The 21,337-nt window shown below is 53.1% G+C and carries 21 protein-coding genes, 1 other RNA gene and 1 pseudogene; 18 read left to right on the forward strand and 5 right to left on the reverse strand.

The window, feature by feature from the left end:
- Positions 1-223: 223 nt before the first annotated feature.
- The 7 genes from secG (at position 224) to ssrA (ending at position 6,169) form a co-directional block, all read left to right on the forward strand.
- Positions 224-484: a preprotein translocase subunit SecG gene (secG, locus tag E308F_RS05170; RefSeq protein ID WP_253260395.1), complete on the forward strand. Its 261-nt coding sequence runs from the start codon at positions 224-226 to the stop codon at positions 482-484.
- A gap of 128 nt (positions 485-612) precedes the next feature.
- Positions 613-1,164 (forward strand): HDIG domain-containing metalloprotein, encoded by a 552-nt coding sequence (locus E308F_RS05175; RefSeq protein WP_141263846.1) that lies wholly within the window; start codon positions 613-615, stop codon positions 1,162-1,164.
- A gap of 105 nt (positions 1,165-1,269) precedes the next feature.
- Positions 1,270-3,546 (forward strand): ribonuclease R, encoded by a 2,277-nt coding sequence (rnr, locus tag E308F_RS05180; RefSeq protein WP_141263847.1) that lies wholly within the window; start codon positions 1,270-1,272, stop codon positions 3,544-3,546.
- A 41-nt stretch (positions 3,547-3,587) separates the two neighbouring features.
- Positions 3,588-3,854 (forward strand): YkuS family protein, encoded by a 267-nt coding sequence (locus E308F_RS05185; protein WP_141263848.1) that lies wholly within the window; start codon positions 3,588-3,590, stop codon positions 3,852-3,854.
- Positions 3,855-4,022: 168 nt separating this feature from the next.
- Positions 4,023-5,267: an ISL3 family transposase gene (locus tag E308F_RS05190; RefSeq protein ID WP_141262898.1), complete on the forward strand. Its 1,245-nt coding sequence runs from the start codon at positions 4,023-4,025 to the stop codon at positions 5,265-5,267.
- 74 nt (positions 5,268-5,341) lie between these two features.
- Positions 5,342-5,809 carry an SsrA-binding protein SmpB gene (gene smpB / locus E308F_RS05195; RefSeq protein WP_141263849.1) on the forward strand — a complete coding sequence of 156 codons (468 nt, stop codon included), beginning with the start codon at positions 5,342-5,344 and terminating at the stop codon, positions 5,807-5,809.
- Positions 5,810-5,812: 3 nt separating this feature from the next.
- Positions 5,813-6,169: a transfer-messenger RNA gene (ssrA, locus tag E308F_RS05200) on the forward strand.
- A gap of 440 nt (positions 6,170-6,609) precedes the next feature.
- Here ssrA and E308F_RS16815 read toward each other — a convergent pair.
- The 4 genes and pseudogenes from E308F_RS16815 to E308F_RS05220 form a co-directional block, all read right to left on the reverse strand.
- Positions 6,610-7,689 (reverse strand): annotated as a pseudogene (locus E308F_RS16815) (recombinase family protein); the annotation flags it as partial.
- A gap of 92 nt (positions 7,690-7,781) precedes the next feature.
- The gene (locus E308F_RS05210) at positions 7,782-8,150 is read right to left on the reverse strand and encodes a hypothetical protein (RefSeq protein WP_141263850.1); all 369 of its coding nucleotides are present in this window, start codon (positions 8,148-8,150) and stop codon (positions 7,782-7,784) included.
- The gene (locus E308F_RS05215; protein WP_141263851.1) at positions 8,147-8,893 is read right to left on the reverse strand and encodes an ImmA/IrrE family metallo-endopeptidase; all 747 of its coding nucleotides are present in this window, start codon (positions 8,891-8,893) and stop codon (positions 8,147-8,149) included. The genes E308F_RS05210 and E308F_RS05215 overlap by 4 nt, the downstream gene beginning before the upstream one ends.
- A gap of 63 nt (positions 8,894-8,956) precedes the next feature.
- Positions 8,957-9,361 carry a helix-turn-helix domain-containing protein gene (locus E308F_RS05220; protein WP_141263852.1) on the reverse strand — a complete coding sequence of 135 codons (405 nt, stop codon included), beginning with the start codon at positions 9,359-9,361 and terminating at the stop codon, positions 8,957-8,959.
- A 152-nt stretch (positions 9,362-9,513) separates the two neighbouring features.
- Here E308F_RS05220 and E308F_RS05225 point away from each other — a divergent pair, with 152 nt between their 5' ends.
- The 3 genes from E308F_RS05225 to E308F_RS05235 all read left to right on the forward strand — a co-directional run bounded on the left by E308F_RS05225 (position 9,514) and on the right by E308F_RS05235 (position 10,960).
- Positions 9,514-9,738 (forward strand): helix-turn-helix transcriptional regulator, encoded by a 225-nt coding sequence (locus E308F_RS05225; protein ID WP_141263853.1) that lies wholly within the window; start codon positions 9,514-9,516, stop codon positions 9,736-9,738.
- Positions 9,739-9,913: 175 nt separating this feature from the next.
- Positions 9,914-10,135 (forward strand): hypothetical protein, encoded by a 222-nt coding sequence (locus E308F_RS05230; protein WP_141263854.1) that lies wholly within the window; start codon positions 9,914-9,916, stop codon positions 10,133-10,135.
- 240 nt (positions 10,136-10,375) lie between these two features.
- The gene (locus E308F_RS05235; RefSeq protein WP_172613831.1) at positions 10,376-10,960 is read left to right on the forward strand and encodes a hypothetical protein; all 585 of its coding nucleotides are present in this window, start codon (positions 10,376-10,378) and stop codon (positions 10,958-10,960) included.
- A gap of 379 nt (positions 10,961-11,339) precedes the next feature.
- Here E308F_RS05235 and E308F_RS05240 read toward each other — a convergent pair whose 3' ends face one another.
- Positions 11,340-11,933 carry a hypothetical protein gene (locus tag E308F_RS05240; protein WP_141263856.1) on the reverse strand — a complete coding sequence of 198 codons (594 nt, stop codon included), beginning with the start codon at positions 11,931-11,933 and terminating at the stop codon, positions 11,340-11,342.
- A 137-nt stretch (positions 11,934-12,070) separates the two neighbouring features.
- Here E308F_RS05240 and E308F_RS05245 point away from each other — a divergent pair, with 137 nt between their 5' ends.
- The 8 genes from E308F_RS05245 (at position 12,071) to E308F_RS05280 (ending at position 21,205) form a co-directional block, all read left to right on the forward strand.
- On the forward strand, positions 12,071-13,252 hold the full coding sequence (locus E308F_RS05245; RefSeq protein ID WP_141263857.1) for a hypothetical protein: 1,182 nt from the start codon (positions 12,071-12,073) through the stop codon (positions 13,250-13,252).
- Positions 13,253-13,437: 185 nt separating this feature from the next.
- Positions 13,438-14,175, forward strand: coding sequence for a conjugal transfer protein (locus E308F_RS05250; RefSeq protein ID WP_141263858.1), 738 nt, complete (start codon positions 13,438-13,440; stop codon positions 14,173-14,175).
- Positions 14,176-14,218: 43 nt separating this feature from the next.
- A complete protein-coding gene (locus tag E308F_RS05255; protein ID WP_141263859.1) occupies positions 14,219-14,554 on the forward strand; it encodes a hypothetical protein in 336 nt (111 codons plus the stop codon).
- A 66-nt stretch (positions 14,555-14,620) separates the two neighbouring features.
- Positions 14,621-15,007, forward strand: coding sequence for a conjugal transfer protein (locus E308F_RS05260; protein ID WP_172613832.1), 387 nt, complete (start codon positions 14,621-14,623; stop codon positions 15,005-15,007).
- 99 nt (positions 15,008-15,106) lie between these two features.
- Positions 15,107-17,530 carry an ATP-binding protein gene (locus E308F_RS05265; RefSeq protein WP_141263861.1) on the forward strand — a complete coding sequence of 808 codons (2,424 nt, stop codon included), beginning with the start codon at positions 15,107-15,109 and terminating at the stop codon, positions 17,528-17,530.
- Positions 17,523-18,770, forward strand: a complete 1,248-nt coding sequence (locus E308F_RS05270; protein ID WP_141263862.1) for an ATP-binding protein — start codon at positions 17,523-17,525, stop codon at positions 18,768-18,770. The genes E308F_RS05265 and E308F_RS05270 overlap by 8 nt, the downstream gene beginning before the upstream one ends.
- Positions 18,771-20,219 (forward strand): hypothetical protein, encoded by a 1,449-nt coding sequence (locus E308F_RS05275; protein ID WP_141263863.1) that lies wholly within the window; start codon positions 18,771-18,773, stop codon positions 20,217-20,219.
- Positions 20,219-21,205, forward strand: coding sequence for a hypothetical protein (locus E308F_RS05280; RefSeq protein WP_172613833.1), 987 nt, complete (start codon positions 20,219-20,221; stop codon positions 21,203-21,205). The genes E308F_RS05275 and E308F_RS05280 overlap by 1 nt, the downstream gene beginning before the upstream one ends.
- Positions 21,206-21,337: the final 132 nt, after the last annotated feature.

Genomic DNA, 21,337 nt, shown 5'->3' on the forward strand with positions numbered 1-21,337 from the left:
GAAAGATTTCTTTACCGCTATTACCATAAACCTCCTGGAGCATCGCCCTTTCTCCCCTCCCCATCCTAAGCACATTGTATCATGTATACACTAAATCCCCAAATGCTTTCATAGTTTATTTTACCATGATTAGTTGGGTTTTCCGGCCCGCAGGTTGATGTTTTGGTCGCGCAGGAAGATTTACGTTTTTCCTTGCTTAACCGGGCAATTATTTGTTAAAATTATGACGTCACGGCAGCGCAGCAGGGAGGTGAAGTTGTTGCTGCATACCATTATCCTGATTATTGATATACTGGTAGCCCTGGGACTGATCGCTGCGGTCCTTTTACAATCCGGCCGCAGTGCCGGTATTTCTGGCGCCATTGCCGGCGGCGCGGAAGCCATCTTTGGCAAGAAAAAGGGTCTCGATACCTTTCTCAACAAGGTTTCAGCAGTCCTGGCCGGTTTGTTCCTGCTATTGACTCTGCTCCTCTCGGTTATTTAATTGACCAAACACCCTGGGAGGTTAATTTACCATATTTGCAGGAGGTTTATTTTACCAGGTACATTCCTTGGCGAAATGAAACTGTATGGGCGGCGGCGCCCAATTTTTTTCATGGAGGTTGATTTTTAATGAACCGGCAGGAAGCGTTGCAACTAATGGAGAAGCACGTAAAAAATAAAAACCTGCGCAAGCACGCCCTCGCTGTGGAGGCAGTAATGCGCGCCCTGGCCCGGCACTTTGGCGAGGATGAGGAAAAATGGGGCCTGGCCGGTTTGCTCCATGATATCGACTACGAGAGCACCAAAGACGATCCCGACCGGCACAGCCTGGTGGGGGCGGAAATGCTGGCCCGGGAAGGTTTGCCTGAAGAGGTGGTTTACGCCGTTAAAGCTCATAACGAGCGCCACGGCCTGCCCAGGACGGACTTGATGAGCAAGGCCCTGTATGCTACCGACCCCCTGACGGGCTTGATTGTAGCCGCGGCCCTCATTCGCCCCGAAAAGAAACTGGCTATCGTGGACGTTCCATTTTTAATGAACCGTTACCATGAGAAATCCTTTGCCCGCGGGGCCAGCCGGGAGACTATAGCCGCCTGCAGCGAGCTTGGTCTCTCCCTGGAAGACTTCATGCATATCGGCCTGGAAGCCATGAAGGAAATTGCCGGCGAACTGGGCCTTTAGACAGGATACCCGGTAAGCAACCGGGTATCTTTTTACCTGTACAGCAGGAAATAATATAGCGAGGAAATATATCTCATCCATGAAACATTGAGAAAGGAAGCCTGTATGGACAAAGAAGAATTATTGTCCCTCATGCGTACCCGTTCCTACCGGCCTATGACGGCGGCGGAGCTCATGGCCGCCCTGGGAGCAAAGGATGAGGAAGCCTTCCGGGAATTGCTCCATTCCCTGGAACAGGAGGGTTATATTGTCCGCACCCGCAAGGATAAATACGGCCTGCCGGAAAAGATGGGCCTGGTCAGCGGCCTCCTCCAGGCTTCAACCAAAGGTTATGCCTTTGTCGTGCCCCGGGAAAAAGAGCAGGCCGATGTTTATATTAGCGCCCTTAATCTCAACGGGGCCATGCACGGGGATCTCGTTCTGGCCAGGATTTTACCCGGTACTACGGGGCGCAGGCGGGAGGGAGAAATCATCCGCGTCCTGCAGCGGGCCAACAAGCGAGTAGTGGGAACCTTTACGGCTGCCGGTCGTTTGAGTTTTGTAGTGCCCGATGATGCCCGGTTAAACCAGGATATCCTTATTCCTCCCGGTAATTCTCAGGGTGCCAGGGAAAAGGATAAAGTCGTCGTGGAAATTACCCGCTGGCCGGAGGCCCGGCGCAATCCCGAGGGCCGGGTGGTGGAAATCCTGGGCCAGGCGGGCCAGCCGGGAGTGGACGTTTTAAGCATTATCAAAAAGTACGACCTGGAGCCTGAATTTCCTCCTGAGGTTTTACGCGAAGCCGACGGTTTAAGCAAGAATTTTGGCCCCCGGGAGCTGGCCGGGCGCCGTGACCTGCGGGAATGGCGCCTGGTAACCATTGACGGTGCTGACGCCCGCGACCTTGATGACGCCGTGTCCGTGGAGCTTTTACCCGATGGTAATTACCTCCTGGGAGTACATATTGCCGACGTCAGCTTTTACGTCCGGGAAGGCAGTGCCCTGGACCGGGAGGCCTTCAACCGGGGGACGAGCGTCTACTTTGTGGACCGGGTTATCCCCATGCTGCCGCCCCGGTTATCCAATGACATCTGTTCGTTAAATGCCGGGGAAGACCGCCTGGCCGTGACGGCCCTGATGACTATCACGCCGCGGGGTACAGTAAAAAGTTACGAGCTTTTCCCTTCAATTATCCGCGTGCGCGAGCGCATGACCTACGACGCTGTCCGGCGCATCCTACAAGACGGCGATCCGGAACTCCTGGAGCGTTACCGGGAACTGGTGCCGGATTTCCGGCTCATGGCCAGGCTGGCGGCAATTTTGCGGCAGCGGCGGGAGAAACGGGGGGCTATTGATTTTGATTTCCCGGAGGCCAAAGTGGAACTTGACGACCAGGGCCTGCCGGTGGCCGTTATCCCGCGTCGGCGTTCGGTAGCCGAAGGGATTATTGAAGAATTTATGATTGCCGCCAATGAAGTGGTGGCCCGGCACCTGTACGAGCTGGCCGTTCCTGCCGTTTACCGGGTCCACGAGGAACCGGCAACGGATAAGATGGAAGAACTGAATAAGTTTCTGGCCTTCTTCGGGCTGCAGATCAGGCCCGGGCGGGAGGGGCGCGTTAAACCCCGGGCTTTCCAGGAAATCCTCCTTAACGTCAAAGGGCGGCCGGAGGAGCGAGTCATCAGTACCGTAATGCTGCGTTCCATGATGCACGCCCGTTACGCCGGCCAGTGCCTGGGACACTTTGGTTTGGCCTCGCCTTACTACTGCCATTTTACCTCGCCCATCCGCCGCTACCCGGATCTGGTTGTGCACCGCATTTTGCGGGAGACCTGGTCCCCGGCAGGTTTAACGGCGGACCGCATGGCGAAACTCGACGCCTTTGTGGCCCTGGCTGCGGCCCGGGCTTCGGAAAGGGAAAAGGTGGCTGAGGAAGCCGAGCGGGAAGCCCTGGATATGAAGAAGGTCCAGTATATGGAACGCCATGTGGGAGCCACTTTCCCCGGAGTTATCAGCGGTGTGGTACCTTATGGCTTCTTTGTGGAATTGGAAAATACCGTCGAAGGCCTGGTCCATGTATCTACCCTGACTGACGATTATTACCATTATCAGGAAGACCAGCTGGCCCTGGTAGGCGAGCACACCGGCAGGGTATTCCGCATCGGCCAGCCGGTGGAAGTGGTGGTGGCCAGGGCCAACGTTGAGGCCAGGCAGGTGGATTTTGAGCTGGTCAAACCGGAAGCTGCGGTAGAGACCGGGCGCGGGCCGGTAGCCGCAATAAAAGGCCGGCGGAAGGATAAAACGCGAAGAAAGGAAACTGTCCCGGTCGGGAGCAAAACCGGGAGTAAAATTATCGGCCAGAAACGGCGTAAACGGAATAAAGCCTCCCGGGGCCGTTTATAATAGCCGTAGATATTACTCTTTCTAGCAAAGGAGGCAGGGTTATGCCCCGGCGTGTAGCAGTGGAAAAGGATCTCAGCGCTATTGGCGATCACCTGGCAGAAAACGGACTCGAGGTCGAGCGGGTGGAAATGACCGACCTGACGCCGTCCCGCTTGCAGGGCTACGGGGCCGTCGTTATCAGCGGGCAGACAACCAACTTTATGGGCATGGAAGATATAAAAGCAAAAGTGCCGGTAATTGAAGCCGCAGGCAAGACCGCGGATGAGATTACGGCCATGGTGAAAGAACGCCTGCAGCTGCAAGATTAGGTAGAAACTGGGGCGGCCCCGGCTCTATAATAAAAAGTGTGGGAGGGGATAGGAAGAGATAGAAGGACAGAGGAGAAGAGATTTTAGAAGTTAAAGGAGGAAAAAGAGGGGGGCACATCCAAATCAAATGTTAGCAAACAAAAACCCCATTAGGAAAGGAGTGCCCCCATGAATAAGAATAGCACGATCACCCTCAAGGGACAAGAGAATTTTGATAAAATACTCCAGTCCATTTTAGGAGAACGGCAGGAACGTAAAGATATTGTGTTAAGGGTGACGCTAGAGCCGCCAGCATTATGCCCTGCATGTAACAAAGGCAAATTACATAAGCACGGCATTTTAAAGAAGAACCGGAAGCCCCAAGAAAGGAAAATTCGTCACGCTTTTTTATACGGGAGATGGATTTTTTTATCCTGGGTTCCTGTACGGTATAAGTGTTACCATTGTCATAAGACTTTTACCCTTCGTCCTCCGAATACCATCCCCTGGGCCAGATTTACAAAACTAGGAGTGCAGACAGTAGTGTATTATGCCCAGAGGATGAGCTTTACCTATGCAGCCCGAATATTACACCTTACTCCTAATAGGGTTATAAGATTACTAGACAAGTATATCCAGTCCGGTCTTCCAGCAGATGATACTCAAGAGCCCATAGTCTTAACCTTAGATGAACTGTCCTTTAGCGGGAATGATTATGTATGCGTAGTAGGGCGCCTGGAACCGGATAAGAGGCCTTTGACGATTTTGGGTGATGACAGGAAAGCAACTATAAAGGCTTACCTGGAGGGGCTCAAAAAAGCCGGGGTTAAAGTAGAAGCAGTAGTAATTGACATGAAAGACTCCTGGCGCAAGTTAATAAAAGCAATCTTTCCTTCAGCCAGGATAATAGTAGACCCTTTCCATGTAATTCAGGATGCCAACCGTCGCTTAAATGAAGCACGCAAGATAGAGCAAGAAGCAGGCAAGGAGAATATACCTCGCCTACCCTTGCTCAAGGCTAAAGAAAAACTTACTTCCAGACAACAACAGCAGCTAGAAGAAATTAAGAATAAATACCCGTCCCTCTATGAACTATACCAGCTAAAAGAAGATTTAAGACAAATCATAAAGATGGACCGGGTTGAAGAGGCAGAAATTGCCTTAAGCCGTTGGCTTATAAATGCAGAATGCGCTGAAAATGTAGAGGGACGGGTATGGGCTCGTACTATTAAGTTCTGGAGGTCAGAAATATTAAACCTGGTTAGATACACCCAGCAAGGCCGCCGGTACACCAATGGTTATATAGAAGGCAAGAATACTTTAAGCAAAATGCTGAAACGATTAAGTTTTGGTTTTAGGAATCGTAATCATTTCATCAAGAAAATTTTCCTGGGATGTTGCCCTCAAAATTTAATCCCACAACTATTGACATAGAGCCGGCGGCCCCTTGACGTTACCCCTGTTTGGTGTGTTATAATAAAGCAGGCGGGAAAGCAGGAGTGACATCGATGGGCCGCCAGGTAAAAATTGTGACGGACAACCGTCGCGCCCGTCACGATTATTTTATCTTAGAGACCTATGAAGCCGGTATTGCCCTTACCGGTACGGAGGTTAAATCTCTGCGTAGCGGCAAGGCCAATATCAAAGATAGCTACGCCCGTGTCGAAAATGGCGAACTGATTCTCCATGATATGCACATTAGCCCCTATGAACAGGGGAACCGCTTTAACCACGAACCGCGCCGGCCGCGGCGCCTGCTCATGCACCGTTACGAGATTCAGCGCCTGTACGGCAAGATCAGGGAAAAGGGCTTGACCCTGATACCGTTAAAGGTGTATTTTAATGAACGCGGCCGGGCCAAGGTTGAGCTGGCCCTGGCCAAAGGTAAGCGCCTCTACGATAAAAGGGAAGCTATCGCCGCCCGCGATGCCCAGCGGGAAATCGCTAAAGCCTTCCGCGAACGGCAGAAGTTTTAACGGGGGGGCGTAATGGTTTCGACGAGGGTAGCATTGGCAGTAGTAGCCAGGCGAGATCCCACCTGCTCGTTAAACGGTGGAAAGGCTATAAGTGCCGAAGATAATTTAGCTCTGGCTGCTTAATTTAAAGCAGCCCATCCGCCTGGTCCCGGCCTGCGGGGACCAGTGCCGGGTGTCAAATTTAGCAGGCTACCGGCAGGGCCCCGGCCTGGGGGCCTCAAGGGAAATCCTAATCAGGCTGGCCTGAGGGCATCCGGTTTCCGGGAGGCCCGATGGCGAGATGTAAAACGGAAACTATCCTGGTAGAAGCTACTGTGGGTGCACCTTCGGACGGGGGTTCGACTCCCCCCGCCTCCACCAGTGAAATCCACAATTTTTAAGATCACGTCAATGTGGTCTTCATAGACGATAACCTTATCGACGTAGGTAGAAATGATTGCCTTGCAGGCTTGCAGGTCTCCGGAAAGGATGACCTGCTTATCTTTTTCCAGGTAGGCTTTTATCATATCCTCGTTTAGCTCGACAACATTAGCACGCTGAATTTCATTTATGGCAACCTGTAACCTGGCTTTTTCTTCTTCCAGTTTTGCCAGGGTTTCCTTCATAGTCGGGCTGTAGAGGCCGTCGGCTATGGCGTTTACTATATTACTGATTTTCTTTTCCACTTCTGAGATTTGTTGCCTGGTATAATCTAGTTCCTTAGAATTTCTTTCCAGGCGTTGTTTATTAGCCTCATTCAGCTTCTTAACAAGTATGGATATTCCTTCATCGCTAAAAATAACCCTTATTAATTCATTCAAGACATATTGCTCCAGGTATTCCTTATTGATGGACTTCGCATGGCAAGTCTTGAGGCGTTTCCGGTTATTGCACTCGTAAGCGACATAAATATCCTTATTGCGCCCGGCCCGCCGGCGATTCCCGATCATCGGGCCGCCGCAAGCGCCGCACCAGACAAGACCGGTAAGCAAATAGACCTCCTTTGCTTTGGCTGCTCCAGGCGCATGCTTTCTCCTATCCATCATTTTTTGCACCTCCCGGAAAGTTGAAGGGTCGATAATGGCCGGCAATCCCCCGGGGATCCGGATAATTTCTTCGTCATCTTTGGATTTATGGTTGTTGCGTTTACCGCCGGTTTTACTGGCGGCCCGGTTGAATACAAATACTCCGGTATATTTCTCGTTGCGGAGAATTTCATAAAGGGATGTTTTAACAAACTGGCTGCCCAGCTTGGTTCTGTAACCATGGCTATTAAGGTAATCAGCAATCTCTTTATAGCTGCATCCTTGGAGATACATGGAAAAGATTATGCGGACAGCTTCCGCTTCGCGCTCGTTGATGATATATTTGTTAGAACCGGGTTCTATATCATAACCCAGGGGAGGTTTACCTCCCGTATGTCTGCATTGGAAGGCCGTTTCCCGCATGCCTTTCATGACTTCGCGGCCCAGGTTTTTGCTGTAGTATTCGGCCATGGCTTCGAGCATGGCTTCCAGGATGACACTCTCAGGGCTATCATCCAGGGGTTGGGTTACGGCGATAAGCCTGATGCCTTTGGAAGCTAGCTTATGACGGTAAATAGCGCTATCATAGCGGTTACGGGCAAACCTGTCGAGTTTATGGACGTAAACATAGTCTACCTGAAGACAGCCGGAGGTTACTTCCTCAATCATGCGTAAGAATTCAGGGCGGTCGTCGGTGGTGGCTGATCGAGCTTCGTCTATGTACTCCCGGACGATAATAACCCCATGTTTTTCGGCATAATCGTGAATGGCGCGAAGTTGGGCGGTAATGCTTTCTTCCCGCTGGTTGTCTGAAGAAAATCTTGCGTATGCAACAGCTTTCATAGGTTTTCGCTCCTGGGGCTTATTTGAACGCATTTTTATAGCTTATTTCAAGGATTTGGCATCATAACCTCTATGAGTAGGCTTAAAGAAAAGGCGATGAAGCCTAAGGTTCACAAGTTTTCCTTCTAATGTATTTTAGTAGATTGGTCTGCTGGCCAGAAAAAATGGCGTACATTGGGGTTTATCCCCGGCGGCACTTCCGTAACAGTAGAAGGGGCCTCAAATAATTTCAATAGTGCTGCTACCACCAGGTCTTTAACCCTTCCATAGGGCGCGGAAACGCTTATGTGGTAGTAGAGAGAGCCGTCTTCCCTCATGGTTTTTGTGAAGCACACCCGTGTCCTTCCCGGAAACTCGCCCCAGTGCCTTGGAGCAGGCATTACTTCAGTGTTGGGGTCAAATATGTATTCATCCGCCGCCTTTTTCATGAGTTCCGCTGTTTTTTTGGCTGCGGCTATATCAAGCTCAGGATCGTAATGGTATTCCTTTTTCATAAAACCTCCGCCACCTTCATATTCAAATCCGCCCTGCCACCCACCAGTACCACCAGCATATATCCTTTTTGCATCCTGCTGGTATGTACGGCAAGCTCGTTATATACCCAGACCTTACGTTGGCTAGGCCTCATAAGGGTAAAAATTTCTCCCAAAAAATCGGCAAGCATTTCCCAGGTGTAATAGAAATCGTTGGTTGTGTAGCTGAAGGCAGGTTGTCCATCACGAAGTAGGATGCAGGCCGCCTTTTTATAGATCTCCAGTTCGATTACCCGCCGGGCGGCTGCCTCCAGGCTCACTTTGAAGGTAGTTTCCATGGCTTTTAGCAGGCTTAAGGGCGAACTTATCCGGCCAGCTAGCTCAAAAACGTGGAAAATGGGCATTAATGATTCCGTGGCGAATATATCGGCTTCGCAATGCTCGATAGGATCTTCGCCGTATATGTTCCCCGGGGAGTAAAAATGCAACCCGCCTTTATGGCCCAGGTAAATATGACCCAGTTCATGGACACTCGCAAAACGTTGCCGGGTTACGGGGTGGTTGGCGTTGGTAAGAATATGTATATTTTCATACCACTCTTTATCAATTACCAGGGCGCTTACCTCGTCAGGTAATTCATGGCATTTATGAAATTCAACGGGCTTGTCCAGGCCGAGCAGTTTGACAAATTCTTTTATGTTCAGCGGATACTGAGGCTGGTGGGTTTTGATCAGCAGCCTGGCTTTGGCTTCGGCTATGCTCATAATGCCCTCCCAACAAGAGAAGTCGAAGAATGTCGAAAAAGAAAAGCTGCCATGTCCTGGCAGCTAATTCTTTTCCTGATTTTGCTTTTTCTTTCTTTCAAGGAACCTTTTTCGTTCAAGCTCTTCGATCCATTCCAGTTCACGCAGTACCTTCTCCCGTCCTTCAGGGGTCAGGCCGCTGAGGCGGGCAAAAAGGCGGGTGGCTTCGTCGTGCTGATTTTCTTTTTTACTACTGTAACTAATATAACCAGCAGCGGACATAATTTCTTCCGGTGTCATTTCCATAGCTTGAGCTAAAAGCTCTATAGTTCTCAAGGTTGGAGTGACAGGTTTTTTCGTTACAGGATCAAATCCATTTTCAAGTTTATCAATGTAAGCATGACTAAGCCCAGCTTTTTGGGCAAATTCACGTAATGATAGACCATGTTTTTCTCGGTATTCCCTAATAATTTGACCTATAGAAGCCACAATAAAACCCCCTTGTCTATTATAGCATACATTATAAAAAAATTTTTTGTTAGGCGTATTTTATAGTTGACATCAAGCCAACAGAGCTATATACTTATTACTGTAAACAAAAGTAGCCTAAAGTATACTATAGATTACATGGTGAGAGCAAAATGAAAAATAGAATCGCTGAATTCCGCCAGAAAATAGGGTTATCTCAAACTCAACTTGCAAAGGAAGCTAAAATTACTCGACCTTATTTATCGGATATTGAAAGAGGTATTAAGTCGCCAACAGTTGATGTAGCAAAACGTCTTTGTCAGGTGTTAGGGACTAACTTTGAAATTCTTTTTTGTTGTCATGATGTAAACGATAGTGAACAAATTAAGCTCATCTAACATTATTAAGGTAGTAGGCCAATGCTAACATAATGCAACATCCATTAATGAGAGCTTATGTCGGTGAGTCGGAAGGTTATTAGCCTGGCTCCTAGTAGATAAATTTGCCCGGCATTAACACCCTATCTTAAAACTAATGGCAAGAAAAATAAAAGCCTCAGGGGGAGGGTAAAAAGTGTTTCTGGTGGATGGCCAAGAAAAAGTTTACCTCCTCAAAGTAACAGGAAAAAGGGAAAAAGAAAAACCGGTTACAGTAAACAGGGAAATCATTGGAGAACTACCCCCTGATCCAAACTATTGGGATGCGGCAGCAAATTTCCTTTTAAAACGCATGGAAGCTGATGGGTGGCTGCCGCTGCCGGACCACAAATCCTTAAAAGGAACTATCACCAGTTAATACAGAGGCAATGTATTTATATTCTCCATTTCGAGTTCCATATCCTTCCAAAAGAAATTAAAGACTCCAGGGAGAGGATAAAAAGTGCCGGAACAATCCTATATAGCCGCAGTGTGCCCATCAGAAGATAAAATCCAGAGAAAAAACCGCACACCCAACGCGGAAAGGATGTGGCGGAAGCGCCATGGGTTACCTCCCGTAAGAGGTCAAGGCAAGCGCGGACCTGGCAAAGCTCCTAGAGTGGACCGGCAGGAGGTAGCCAGGGCGGTGGCCAGGGCGATAGTAAATAATCCCTTAGCTACCACTAAAGTCCTGGCCGAACTTGCAGGCCTGATCAGGGAAGAAGCAGGCGAAAATGACCGAAAGGCTGCCGCTGAACGGGTGCGCCAGGCATTGAAGGACCTGCAGAAAATGCCAGGGCTGGCCGGGGATGAAGCCCAGGCTGAAGCTGTCCGGCAGGCATTTATGAAGCGCGAGGAAGAAAAAGAAAGGCGGCGACAGGAGCGGAAAAGAGTACAAGTGAACAATGAAGAAGAGGCTGCCATGTTAGCCTGGCTGCAGTACCAGCAGGCCGTAAATGCCGCAGAGATGTCGGCCAGGAGGGTGCAGGTGGGCGGCGGGGACTGGTTGAAGTGGGCTGGCAGCGCATATGAACTTGACAGTAACCGCAATAAATACATATGCACACTGGAGCCGACAAGTCGGCCGGCGGACCTGCCGTTAATGATATCAACACTGGGTAATATACCTGCCACCAGCGGGTTCAAGAAAGGCAAGGGCGGCGGTAAAAAAGCCGTAGGATTTCCCACTCAAAATGGACTCTAGCATATTGCTAGAGTTGTTTTTTGGGGCTGACATGAATGGGTCCAGCTTTATTAGTTATAAGATGGGCGGGAGGTTTATGAGGTTTAAAGCTGTGATAAGTTTATTAAAACACATTTGGGATTTTCCACCACCTGGGATGTATTATAAAAATGACTCTAAGAGGGATTTGGGGCTGCGATATGCTTCCAGGTTTATTCTTACTTCGATTACAGGTACGATGCTTGGCGCGTTTGTGGCTTGGCTTCCCGGGTTGGGTACAACCAATCGTTTTTTAGTCGGCTGTATAGTCCTTTTAACTTGGGTTTCTATATATTTCATTTATTGGTTATGGGAAAATGACCAACGCGATGGAGATTAATATACTTTGGAAGAAGGGGAGCTATAAGTTTTCAGTTTTTTTAATGGGCACTGGATCTACAATTTTAATCTCCATAGGTTTAGGAATAGGGCTTGGAGTTATTAGCTCATCCAAGATCACCTGGATTAGAAGTACTGCGCTCACAATGGCAGGAAGGATAACAAATAACATAAGGAAAACAAAAGGGAGGCGGCTGGAAAAGACCTTAAATAGCAGCGCAACCTGTATTTCTCCGCCGAGAAAATAGATTAGAGATACCGATACCCACATCCAAGAAAAACCATATAGGATGATATCGTTAATTGTCCGATAATGCCATCCAGGGGGGAGCGTCACGTTAATCTGATACCGTTCCAGGAAAATTCCTGCTAATTCTAGCATCCAGCAGCAGAGGGTGAGAATACCTCCTATCATACCGTATATGGCTGTAGCGAGAGTAATAACTTTTAGTATATTTAGGGCAACGGGAATTGAACCCTGAATGGGGGCCAAAGCTGCTGTGAACGAATCTGGATCGAAGTGCCTGGTAATTATAAGAACCATTATAACCAGTAAAATTCTGGGGGGATATTTAAGGAGATTAAAGATTTCTTTAAAAATCGAGCCTATATCCATCTGTCAGGTCTCCTTTCCATGTAACCTGCAACCGGCTTTTATTGAGGAGGTTTGTAGCAGGGGTTTTCTTTTGTATATTCGTTTTTTATATCTATTTTCCCTTTCTCGTTACCCCAATGTCCACGGAGGTTTTCTTTATGCGTAAACCCATGCTTCTCGTTCCGTTATTACTTGCGCTCCTTATCATCGGAGTTCCCATATTTCCGGCAGCCGCCCAACCCTATCAAGACCCCAACGGCGTCTACTACAAGCAGGCCCGTGTTTTTGGCAAGGTAGTAACTTTCGACCCCCATCGCAACCTGGCCGTCATCTTCGGCTCCATCTACGTCTACGAGCCCAACAGCGGCTGGCAGCTGGTGGACTCCCGCAAATTTCACCTGGTGGCGCCGGTCAACTACCAGGTCGGCGACAGCTTGGCCGGAGCCGTCAACAAAACGGTGGCCGTGGAAGGGCCGTACCAGGCCTGGCCTGGGCAGAAGGAGGAGGTGATCGAAACCAACAAAGTCGAAATTGCTGATTGCCCGATAGAAACGCCCCCCTGGTACGCCTTCGGCAAGACCGTCACCACCGATCACATCGTCAAATTCAACCTCAGCCAGGTAACTGACCTGGTAGATGTCCTGGCCGGCCTGCAAAAGGCGGCTGGTATCCGCCAGGATAGGAGGTTAACCCCTGAAGAAGTAAGCCGGCTGGCCGGCGAGATCACCAACCCGAGCGACGATGCCAGCCGCAGCCTGGCCGGCAGGATGCGGTCCGAGCTGGCTAAATCCTGGAACGACAAATGGGTGGTCACTAAAGATAACGCGGCCACCAACGACCTGCGGGCAGGGGTAGGTGGTTGGCAGTTCTATGAGGGCCTCCTCGGTTATAACAACTCCTATATCGAAAAAGCCCCCCTTGTCCGCAAGAACCTGGACGCCTTTATGGAGGCTATCCATCCCGGCGGTGGTGCTCCGGAAGAAGAGGGACCGGCCGCCATGTACGCCCTGGTGCAGGCCGAAAGAGATAAATACGGCAAGATAATAAAAGTCACGGTTTCCGGCGCTCTTATGGACACCGTGCCGAGTTTACTGCAGGCAATAGCCGATCCATCCAGCGCACAGATAGAAACCTGGCGCCTGGAAGGCTGGACCAAAAAAGAAGCGGCAGAAATGGACGGCCGCTACTGTTGGCTTTCCGGTAGCCGGGTCCTGGTCCGGGATGAGAAGGGCAACCTGAAAGACCAATATTTCAGCTTGCGTAACTATCTAACCCGTGAAGGGTTTAACAACACCCTGGACATTACCAGGGATGTGATCGGGGAAGGGGGTGTTTTCTAACGGAAAAGAAGCTGTTATACCGCTGGCTGGCTGGAGGGCTCTTCTGGCTGCTGCTGTTCGGCGGCGCCTTTTTATCGATCCGTAGCGCCAACATCGTCCGCCTGGCCGCCGGCAAGATTGCAGCTAACGCCATTACCCGCAATCAAGAGCAGGCCATCAATAGCGCCCGGGAAGTCGCCCGGGCGCTGGCCGTAGAATGGGCCACCTGGAACGGCAGTCCTGATGATTACAACCGCCGCCTAGGAGCCTTCTTTAAAAACGCCGGCAGCTTCACCCTCCCTGACGGCATCCAGGAAGTGGTATCAGCCTCAGTCGTATCGGTAACCGGCCGAGAACCGCAGTACCGGGTGCAGGTCCTGCTGCACCTGCGCCGGCTGGTGCCGGTCACTCCGGCCGAAGCCCAGGCCGCTGCCCCGGTAAACGTCCCTGTAACCCAGGAAGACCTCTTGCGCTGGAAGCAGGGTGGGACGTTGGACCAGCAGAAGGCGATCCCGGTATGGAGGGATTATCTGCTCAAGGTAGAAGTGCCGGTGCAGGTAAAAGAAAACCAGGCCCAAGCCGTTGGCCTTCCAGTGGTTATCGCCAACAATCAGGGGGAAGGGGTGATTAAAGAACCTGGGTATAACGAAAGCGCCTCCCAACCATTTATAACCTTCATCAACCAGTTCCTAAACCTCTATTATACCGGAGGGTCCCTGGCAAACTTCCTGGCGCCGGGCGCCTCGGTAACCGCCGTTGGCGGCTGGAAGCTGGAGAGTGTCGATGAAGTGCTTGTAGACAACAGCACTAATCCCACCAGGGCCTGCGTCTGGGCAACGATATCCGCGACCGGAGCTGGGCGCCTGACGCAAAGAATTTTTCTCAAAATCAAAATGGAAAGGGGGAGTTATCTGGTAGAGGACCTAAGCGCCCAGCCGCAGTGACGCGGCCTTAATATATTTTACTTCCCAAAGGAGTTGATGTACCTTGCGTTTCAACCGCTATTTTCCCCTTCTAGTGCGCTTGGGACCCACGCTTCTAGCTACCCTGGCCTTCGCCGGCGCCATGCTGGCCCCGTCTATCGCTTACGCCTACGACCTCAAGGCCGGCGCCCAGAGCATTCTGGATTTGGCCAAGATATTGGTCATGATCGGTGTCCTTGTAGGGGCAATGTGGGCTTTCTTTAAAAATCAAGTAGCGGCCATGATAGTCATAATTATTGTCGGCGCCGTTTTAATCGCAATAACTACGCCGGGGGTTATGGATAGTATTGGTAAAGCGGTTGTTGCATTATTTGGCGGCAGTACCAGCTCATCACCATGAACTAACTTTTTGAGGCATAAGGCAGCCTTTATGCGGGCTGCCTCTTTTTTTGAGGTGGCTGCTATTATGGAGAAACAGGAAACACGCCTTTTCAAAAGTTACAAGTCGCTATTCCATATCAGGTTCAAGATCCATAACATCGGCGACCGCACCCTGCCGCGGGGGTTATCCCTGGAAACCCTGGCCATGTTCGCGGTACTCTACCTGCCTCTCTGGCCCCTGGGCCGCCTACTATATCCGGTTCACCCCTGGATCGGGGCAGTAATCGTTGACGGGGCGGCGGCCGTGTTGTTGTCCCAGCCCGATCCCCAGGGCAAGTTCTTACCCTTGTTCATTCTGGGCTTGGCTGAATACCTCGCCCGGCCGAAGCTGACCGACTACTCTGGCCGGGCCATCGCCCGCCACCGCCGTCAGCACTTGGAGTGGCAGGTAATGGAGGTGGAAGAGTGTTAGTGCGCTATGTTAATCGCGATCACAATCACCCATTATACGGGCAGACAGGCATTGTGAAAGAAGAGATAGTTCCAGCCTCTTTGTTTTGGAGGGATATCCGTGAAATTCCCCCTCAATGCCTTCAAGAACAACATCGTCTTCAATAACCAGGGCGAAGCCTACGCCGTCTACCGCCTCAAAGGCGAGGCCTACAACCACCTGCCCCTGGCGGAAAGGCAGATGGTTATCAAACGCCTGGAAGAGAGCTTTTACGGCTATGAGGGTAAAGGCCAGATTCTCCTGCTCTGCGAGGAACTGCGCCTGGATGAAGGTGGCTACCTGGCGGCGGCCGGTGTCTCTTACGATCTCCCCCGGGAAGTGGCCCTGGAGGCCTCCCGCCACGCCCGGTCCGTGCGCCAGGCTTTGAGCTACGGCGCCCGCCGCCGGCGCCGTTACCTGGTCTTGCAGCTGCGCCTGGATCCACAACTAGATGATATTAAAACATTGCTGGCTGAAGCCCGCGACCTGGCCCTGGGGACTTTCCTGCGGTCGGAAAAGTGGTTGCTCTCACCCCGGCGCCTGCAGGAGGCCCTGGAAGCTGAAGAAGAATTATACCACCGCATCCGCAACATCACCGCCGGCCGCGCCGATTTCGGCGATCTGGACTTCATCATCCGGCGCAACACCCGCCGGGTGGGAGTCCTGCCGCCGCCCTTGCCGTCCCGCAACGCCGGCCGCTTCACCCCGGCCCTTATCAGCGCCTTCGGCGACGGCTGCCTTTTGGAAGAACACACAAGTTACATCGCTATCACCGAAGGCAATGACGAAACTCATTACCAGGTTTTCATCACCTTTCCCGATCTGCCTAAAAGCATACCGGAGACAGGGGCCGAATGGCTGGCCAGCCTGGATGTCAACGAAGCGGCCATTGATGCCGTCGTCCATTTCCGGGTTACCCGGCCCTTCAAAGCCAAAAAGGCAACAGAAAGCCGGCGGCGCTTTCTGAGAGGCCAGATTGAAGAAACTTTACGTGGCCGGGATGAACCAAGCTTAGACGAAGAATACGGTCTGACCGAGGGACGCTTCCTGGAAAGCAAAATCCAGGCCGGCCAGCCCTTAGCGGCCATGGCCGTTACCCTGGCCGTGGCCGGCAAAGACCTGAAACAAGTCAGGGCCACGGCGGCCAGGACGATAGAAAGGTACACTTCTTCCGGCTACCGTGCCGTCCGGCCGGTAGGCGACCAGATCAAGTGCCTGTACTCTTTCCTCCCAGGCGCCCCACCGGCAGCGCCGTTAATCGAGTGTGACCCCGGCTTCATCGCCGCCGCCGGTCCCCATATCTCTTTGGAAACGGGCGACGGCAAGGGCTTTTTCCTGGGTTGGTCAGGAGCCGCCCCGGTCTGGTGGCGGCCTGGCTACGCCGCCCGGGAATTGGGCCGTTCCAACGCCGTCTTTATTACCGGCGGACTGGGCGGGGGCAAGAGTATGACCATCAAGACCATGGGCTACTTCATCCGCCTGGCCGGCGGCGTGTTGTTCGTCATCGACCCCAAAAAGAACGAATATCGAGCATACGAGCGCCTGTTCCCCATCAAGCGCATCGACCTTTCTCCCAGCGGGGACCAGGAATTGAACCCCTTCATGCTGGCTGCCGACGAGCGCCGCGCCAAGGGGATTGCCCTGGACTTTTTAAGCATTGCTTTAAACCTCCGCGACGACAACGACGTGCGCCGGGTAGCCGTATCCCAGGCAGTGGAGAGAGTAGCTGGTCGGCCGCCGGCAGAGCGCAACCTCCAGGCCTGCCTGGAAGAATTGAACCGGATGGCCAGGGAGAAGGCCCATCCCCAGGTCGCCCGGGAGGCCGGCCAGTGCGCTCTGCTTTTAGAATCCCTCCGGGACGGTTCCCTGGGCCACCTGGTATTCGGCAAGGGAAAGGAAAACGAGATCGCCCCGGTCACGGTGGTCAGCCTCCAAGGCCTGCCCCTGCCGCGCACCGCCCAGAACCTCCTGGCCGGCCGGATTACCGAAAGCGAGCGCCAGGGCTTAGGGATGCTCTACCTGGCGGCGGCCATGGCCCGGGAGGTGGCCTTCTCCCTACCGGCCCAGGTCATCAAAGGCCAGATCTTTGATGAGGTTTGGATGCTGGCCGGCATATCTGAGGGCGCCCGACTGCTGGACGAACTGATCCGCATGGGGGCCAGGAGCTATAACGCCATTCCTATCCTGGCCACCCAGAACGCCAGCGACGTGGCCAATATGCAGACGATAAAAAACAACGTCAGCTACATCCTGTGCTTCCGGGCGCAGGATAAAAGCGAGATACGGAGTAATATAGAGCTGTTGGGTGCCGATGTAGAAGAAGAGGAAGGGAAGAAAGGGGCCGGCCTGGCTAACCTCTTCCGTTCCCTGGAGAGCGGCTGGTGCCTCATGAAGGACGCCCTGGGCCGTATCGGCCAGGTATACATCGACCCCCGGCCGGAATACCTCTTGCAGGTGTTCGATACCACGCCGGGGAAGCAAGAGGAGGAAATTGAAAGTGGTTGAGCTAAAGGGCGTAATCCTCGATTTCCGCCAGGCGGTGGCAGCCCAAAACTTAAGCAGGGTCGCCTTTGACGCCGCCCTGACGGTGGGCGTCCTCGTCCTCCTGGCCGAGGTGGCGGCCAGTTACAAAAAGCGCCAGTACATAAAAAACGCATTGGTCGGCCTCATCGCCTTCATCATTACCTACGCCTTTATCCGCTATTTCCCGGCCAGGGGCTCCGAATTCGAGCTGGTGACCATGCTCCTGGGGCTCTGGTACGCAGCCCAGGTTATCTATCATTTTGTCAGCCGCGCCTTAAAGATATACAGCGAAGCCTTTAGCGGCGGCTGGCACGCCTTCAGGCAGGCGATAAATGGCAAAAACGCCTACCGGCATAGTTACCAGCAGGCTTACCGGACTTACCAGGAAGCCGGCCCTAACATAGACCGAGAAAAAGAAGGCGCTTCCGGAGACATCCCGCCGGGAGTGGAATACCTGCCGCCCCGGCGGCCGGATCCTGGGGCCTTTGAGGGCCTCATCGGCCTGGACAAAGCGGTTGACGCCATCAAAACAGCCCTGGAACTGCCATTGAAGCAGCCGGAAAAGATCCGGGAGTACAACCTGGAATTGCCGCGGGGAATCCTGCTCTACGGCCCTCCCGGCACCGGCAAGACGAGTTTCGCCCGGGCGGCAGCCAGGTACTTCGGCTGCTCCTTCTATGCCGTTAACGCCTCTTCTCTTATCGGGCGTTACGTCGGCACCAGCGAGGCCAATTTGCGCAACCTCTTCGCCCACGCCCGCCGTCACCGGCCGGCTGTGATCTTTTTCGACGAGATCGACGCCATCGGCCGCCGCCGCGACGGCAGCGACTTAAACCGCGCCTCGGACATCCTCCTGCAGCTACTCCTGGGGGAACTGGACGGTTTTGCCAGCAGGGAAGGGATATTCATCATTGCCGCCACCAACCGCGCCGACGTGCTGGACGAAGCCCTGGTGCGGCCGGGTCGCCTTGACCAGAAGATCGAGCTTCCCCTGCCTGGTGCCCGCGCCCGGCGGCAGCTCTTTGAAGTCTACCTCCGGAACAGGCCCACCGAATTAAACGAAACCGACTACCAGACTGTGGTGGCCAGGACGGAAGGGGCTTCCGCCGCCGACATCAAGGCCATCTGCGACATGGCCGCCCTGGCGGCCTCCCACGTCCGGGCCAGGATCGACTGCGCTTATTTGTGCGAGGCGATTGAGGAAATAAGGGGGAAGGGTTAGGTGGGGAAGAAGATAACCCTGTTGCTCCTGGCGCTTATCATAGCTTTTAACCTCCCAATGCCCGCCGCCCTGGCGGGCATCGGCGATCAACCGGCCAAAGATTGGAACCTCCAGGGCGACATCGAAGCCGAGAAGGCCATTGAAGGCCAGATGTTCAATATCGCCAGCATCACCTTCCTGAACACGGCTACGACGGCTACGGCCGTCACCGCAGCCGGACCTTTCGGGCTCCTGACAGTAGGCACCGGGGTGGCCGCCGCCGGCCTGGCAGAAATCGCCAGGCCGGAAAACGCCATCTGGGAGAACTGGCCACTGGGCAGATACGTTTTTTACCACTACGCACCGGATAAATACCTGGGCATGGTGCCGACCGCCCAGTATGCCACCAGCGCCATCGGCGACATGATCGCCAATTTAATATTTTCCTTGAGCAAATCTATAACCCGAACTTCTATCAACGTCATGGTTCTGGCTTTCCACACCGATATCATCAGCGGCATGATCCCCTGGGTGTCCCGGGGCGTGGCCGATATCTTTACCAACCCCCAGAACGACCTGACGCCGGTTTTGCTCATATTAGGCATGAGCCTGCTACTGATTTACAGCGTCTTTAAGCTCTTACGCGGCCAGGCCGTTTCCGTCCTGGGGTCTCTCTTAATCGCCCTTTTAGGCGTAGGGGGCGTTTTCTTTTTCAGCGCCAACGCCGAAAAGCTCATCGGCGACTTCACCCGGTTCACCGATAGCACCGCCGGCCTGTTCCTGGGCGCCATCAGCAGCTATACCGCTAAGGGCCAGGATGTAAACATCAGCAATCCAATCGACCGGGGCCTGGTGGTCGCCGGGCAAACGGCCTGGGATACAATCATCGCCCGGCCATGGGCGGTGGCCATGTTCGGCACGGCGGACGAAAGCAAACTAAAACTAACCCAGGACGAATATGAAAAAATGGATAAAAGTTCCTTCCCGGCCGAAAGCCTGGCCAAGATCCAGCCAGGTATGCGCATTGATACCTTATTCCTGGGCTGCGGCGGCGACGCCCGAGACGCCGTGGCCGATATCCTGGGCCGGCCCAATAAACGCTACTTATTGGTAGTCAGGGAAGACATCGACCACGGCCAACATCCGGGGACCATGATCGGTTTCAACCCCGCCAATACCCTGAACCATATCGAAACGGCCCTGCTGTCCCTCCTGCCGGCCATCGGGTTTGCAATATTGATCGGTCTGGTAGGCCTCAGCATCATTGTCTGTCAGGCCGTCCTGGCGGCCCTGCTACTGATGCTGCCCCTGGCGTTATTCGCCCTAATGATCCCGGAAACCGGCTGGTCCCTGGCCAGCCGCTACTTCCGCACCTTAATCGGCTTCTTCGCCGTCAAGCTCATTTATGGCGTCTACCTGTCCCTGGTCCTGGTGGTGGCCACCAGCTTCACTAAGGCGGTGATTGGCTGATGTTAGGATTAGCCATGATCCTGCAAGCCGCTATATTCCTGGCGGCCGCTATCTTCCGCAAAAAGTTTTTAAACCTCATCATGGAGAGCGTCCAGGAAGGTGCCTCAAGGTATCACGAAAAAGTCTCCGAACGCATAATCCAGGCCAACGCCGCCATAGCCCGTCGCCTTGGCCTGGCCGATATGATCAGCGACTGGTGGATCGCCAGGCATAACAGGGGGAGGGGAGGAGACCCTCCTGATGATGATCACAAAGACGCTGCTTTAGGCGGCGTATGGGAGCAAATGCCGCCCCCGCCGTCCCGGCCTTCCAACGCCAAGCAGCTGCCGCCCGGTGGCCCGGTTACCATCGATATTGAACCGGAGCCGGAAGTATGGGAGGGCCGGCCGCCCCAGGGCTATCCCTTCAAAGAACTGGGCAACGGCCATGAAGAAACTGGCTTTATCTTGGTAAACAAAGAAAATGCTCATGATACCTCCCTGAATACCGCCGGCGCGATACCCAAAGGAATCATCAACTCCAGGCAGGCCAACGGTAAAGCTGCCATGAAGAAGGAGGCTGCCGCCGCTGCTGATGGGGCCGCGACTCTTGCAGGTGAGGGGGTGACGACAGCAGCCGTAAATATGGCCGTAACTGCCGGCAAGAAAGTTAAAGAAGGGGTCCAGGGAGAAGCCAGGGCCGTAGCCGGACCAGCCATCAGCCAACCGGCAGGGGGAGTACGCCTGGAAGGGGGCAGGGAAACCGGCAATTTGCTGCCGGCGACAGGCTCAAAAGCTACAGCTCAAAATCAGGGACAAACTTGGAGCCCCGCCAAACAGACGCCGGAGCCTGTCAATCTCAACTCCCGGCCTATAGTCAACCAGGAAGCGCTCCTTGAGCCCAGGGAACCTCGGCGGCCTGAAGCTATGGTAGACGGTACGGCCAATACAACTGGTACTCAGGATAAACCGCAAATCCCGGCGCAACCGGGGCCTCCTGCTGGGTAGGCGATCCCCATCCCCTCATAATATCCACCAGCCCCAGGAGCGCTGATGTCTGAAGATGCAGCAAAGATTCCTCTACTACTTGTGAACAACTTGCGATTATAGAAGGATATTCCATATTTTTGCAGAAAAATA

The sequence above is a fragment of the Moorella sp. E308F genome, assembly GCF_006538365.1.
Taxonomy (GTDB): Bacteria; Bacillota; DSM-521; order Neomoorellales; family Neomoorellaceae; genus Neomoorella.

Bases quoted from the DNA above. Each gene is read 5' to 3' on its own strand.
- E308F_RS05215 (WP_141263851.1), bottom strand. From the start codon at position 8,893: ATGAGCATAGCCGAAGCCAAAGCCAGGCTGCTGATCAAAACCCACCAG.
- E308F_RS05190 (WP_141262898.1), top strand. From the start codon at position 4,023: ATGAATAAGAATAGCACGATCACCCTCAAGGGACAAGAGAATTTTGAT.
- E308F_RS05225 (WP_141263853.1), top strand. From the start codon at position 9,514: ATGAAAAATAGAATCGCTGAATTCCGCCAGAAAATAGGGTTATCTCAA.
- E308F_RS05245 (WP_141263857.1), top strand. From the start codon at position 12,071: ATGCGTAAACCCATGCTTCTCGTTCCGTTATTACTTGCGCTCCTTATC.
- rnr (WP_141263847.1), top strand. From the start codon at position 1,270: ATGGACAAAGAAGAATTATTGTCCCTCATGCGTACCCGTTCCTACCGG.
- E308F_RS05175 (WP_141263846.1), top strand. From the start codon at position 613: ATGAACCGGCAGGAAGCGTTGCAACTAATGGAGAAGCACGTAAAAAAT.
- E308F_RS05210 (WP_141263850.1), bottom strand. From the start codon at position 8,150: ATGAAAAAGGAATACCATTACGATCCTGAGCTTGATATAGCCGCAGCC.
- E308F_RS05185 (WP_141263848.1), top strand. From the start codon at position 3,588: ATGCCCCGGCGTGTAGCAGTGGAAAAGGATCTCAGCGCTATTGGCGAT.
- smpB (WP_141263849.1), top strand. From the start codon at position 5,342: ATGGGCCGCCAGGTAAAAATTGTGACGGACAACCGTCGCGCCCGTCAC.
- secG (WP_253260395.1), top strand. From the start codon at position 224: ATGACGTCACGGCAGCGCAGCAGGGAGGTGAAGTTGTTGCTGCATACC.
- E308F_RS05280 (WP_172613833.1), top strand. From the start codon at position 20,219: ATGTTAGGATTAGCCATGATCCTGCAAGCCGCTATATTCCTGGCGGCC.
- E308F_RS05240 (WP_141263856.1), bottom strand. From the start codon at position 11,933: ATGGATATAGGCTCGATTTTTAAAGAAATCTTTAATCTCCTTAAATAT.
- E308F_RS05260 (WP_172613832.1), top strand. From the start codon at position 14,621: ATGGAGAAACAGGAAACACGCCTTTTCAAAAGTTACAAGTCGCTATTC.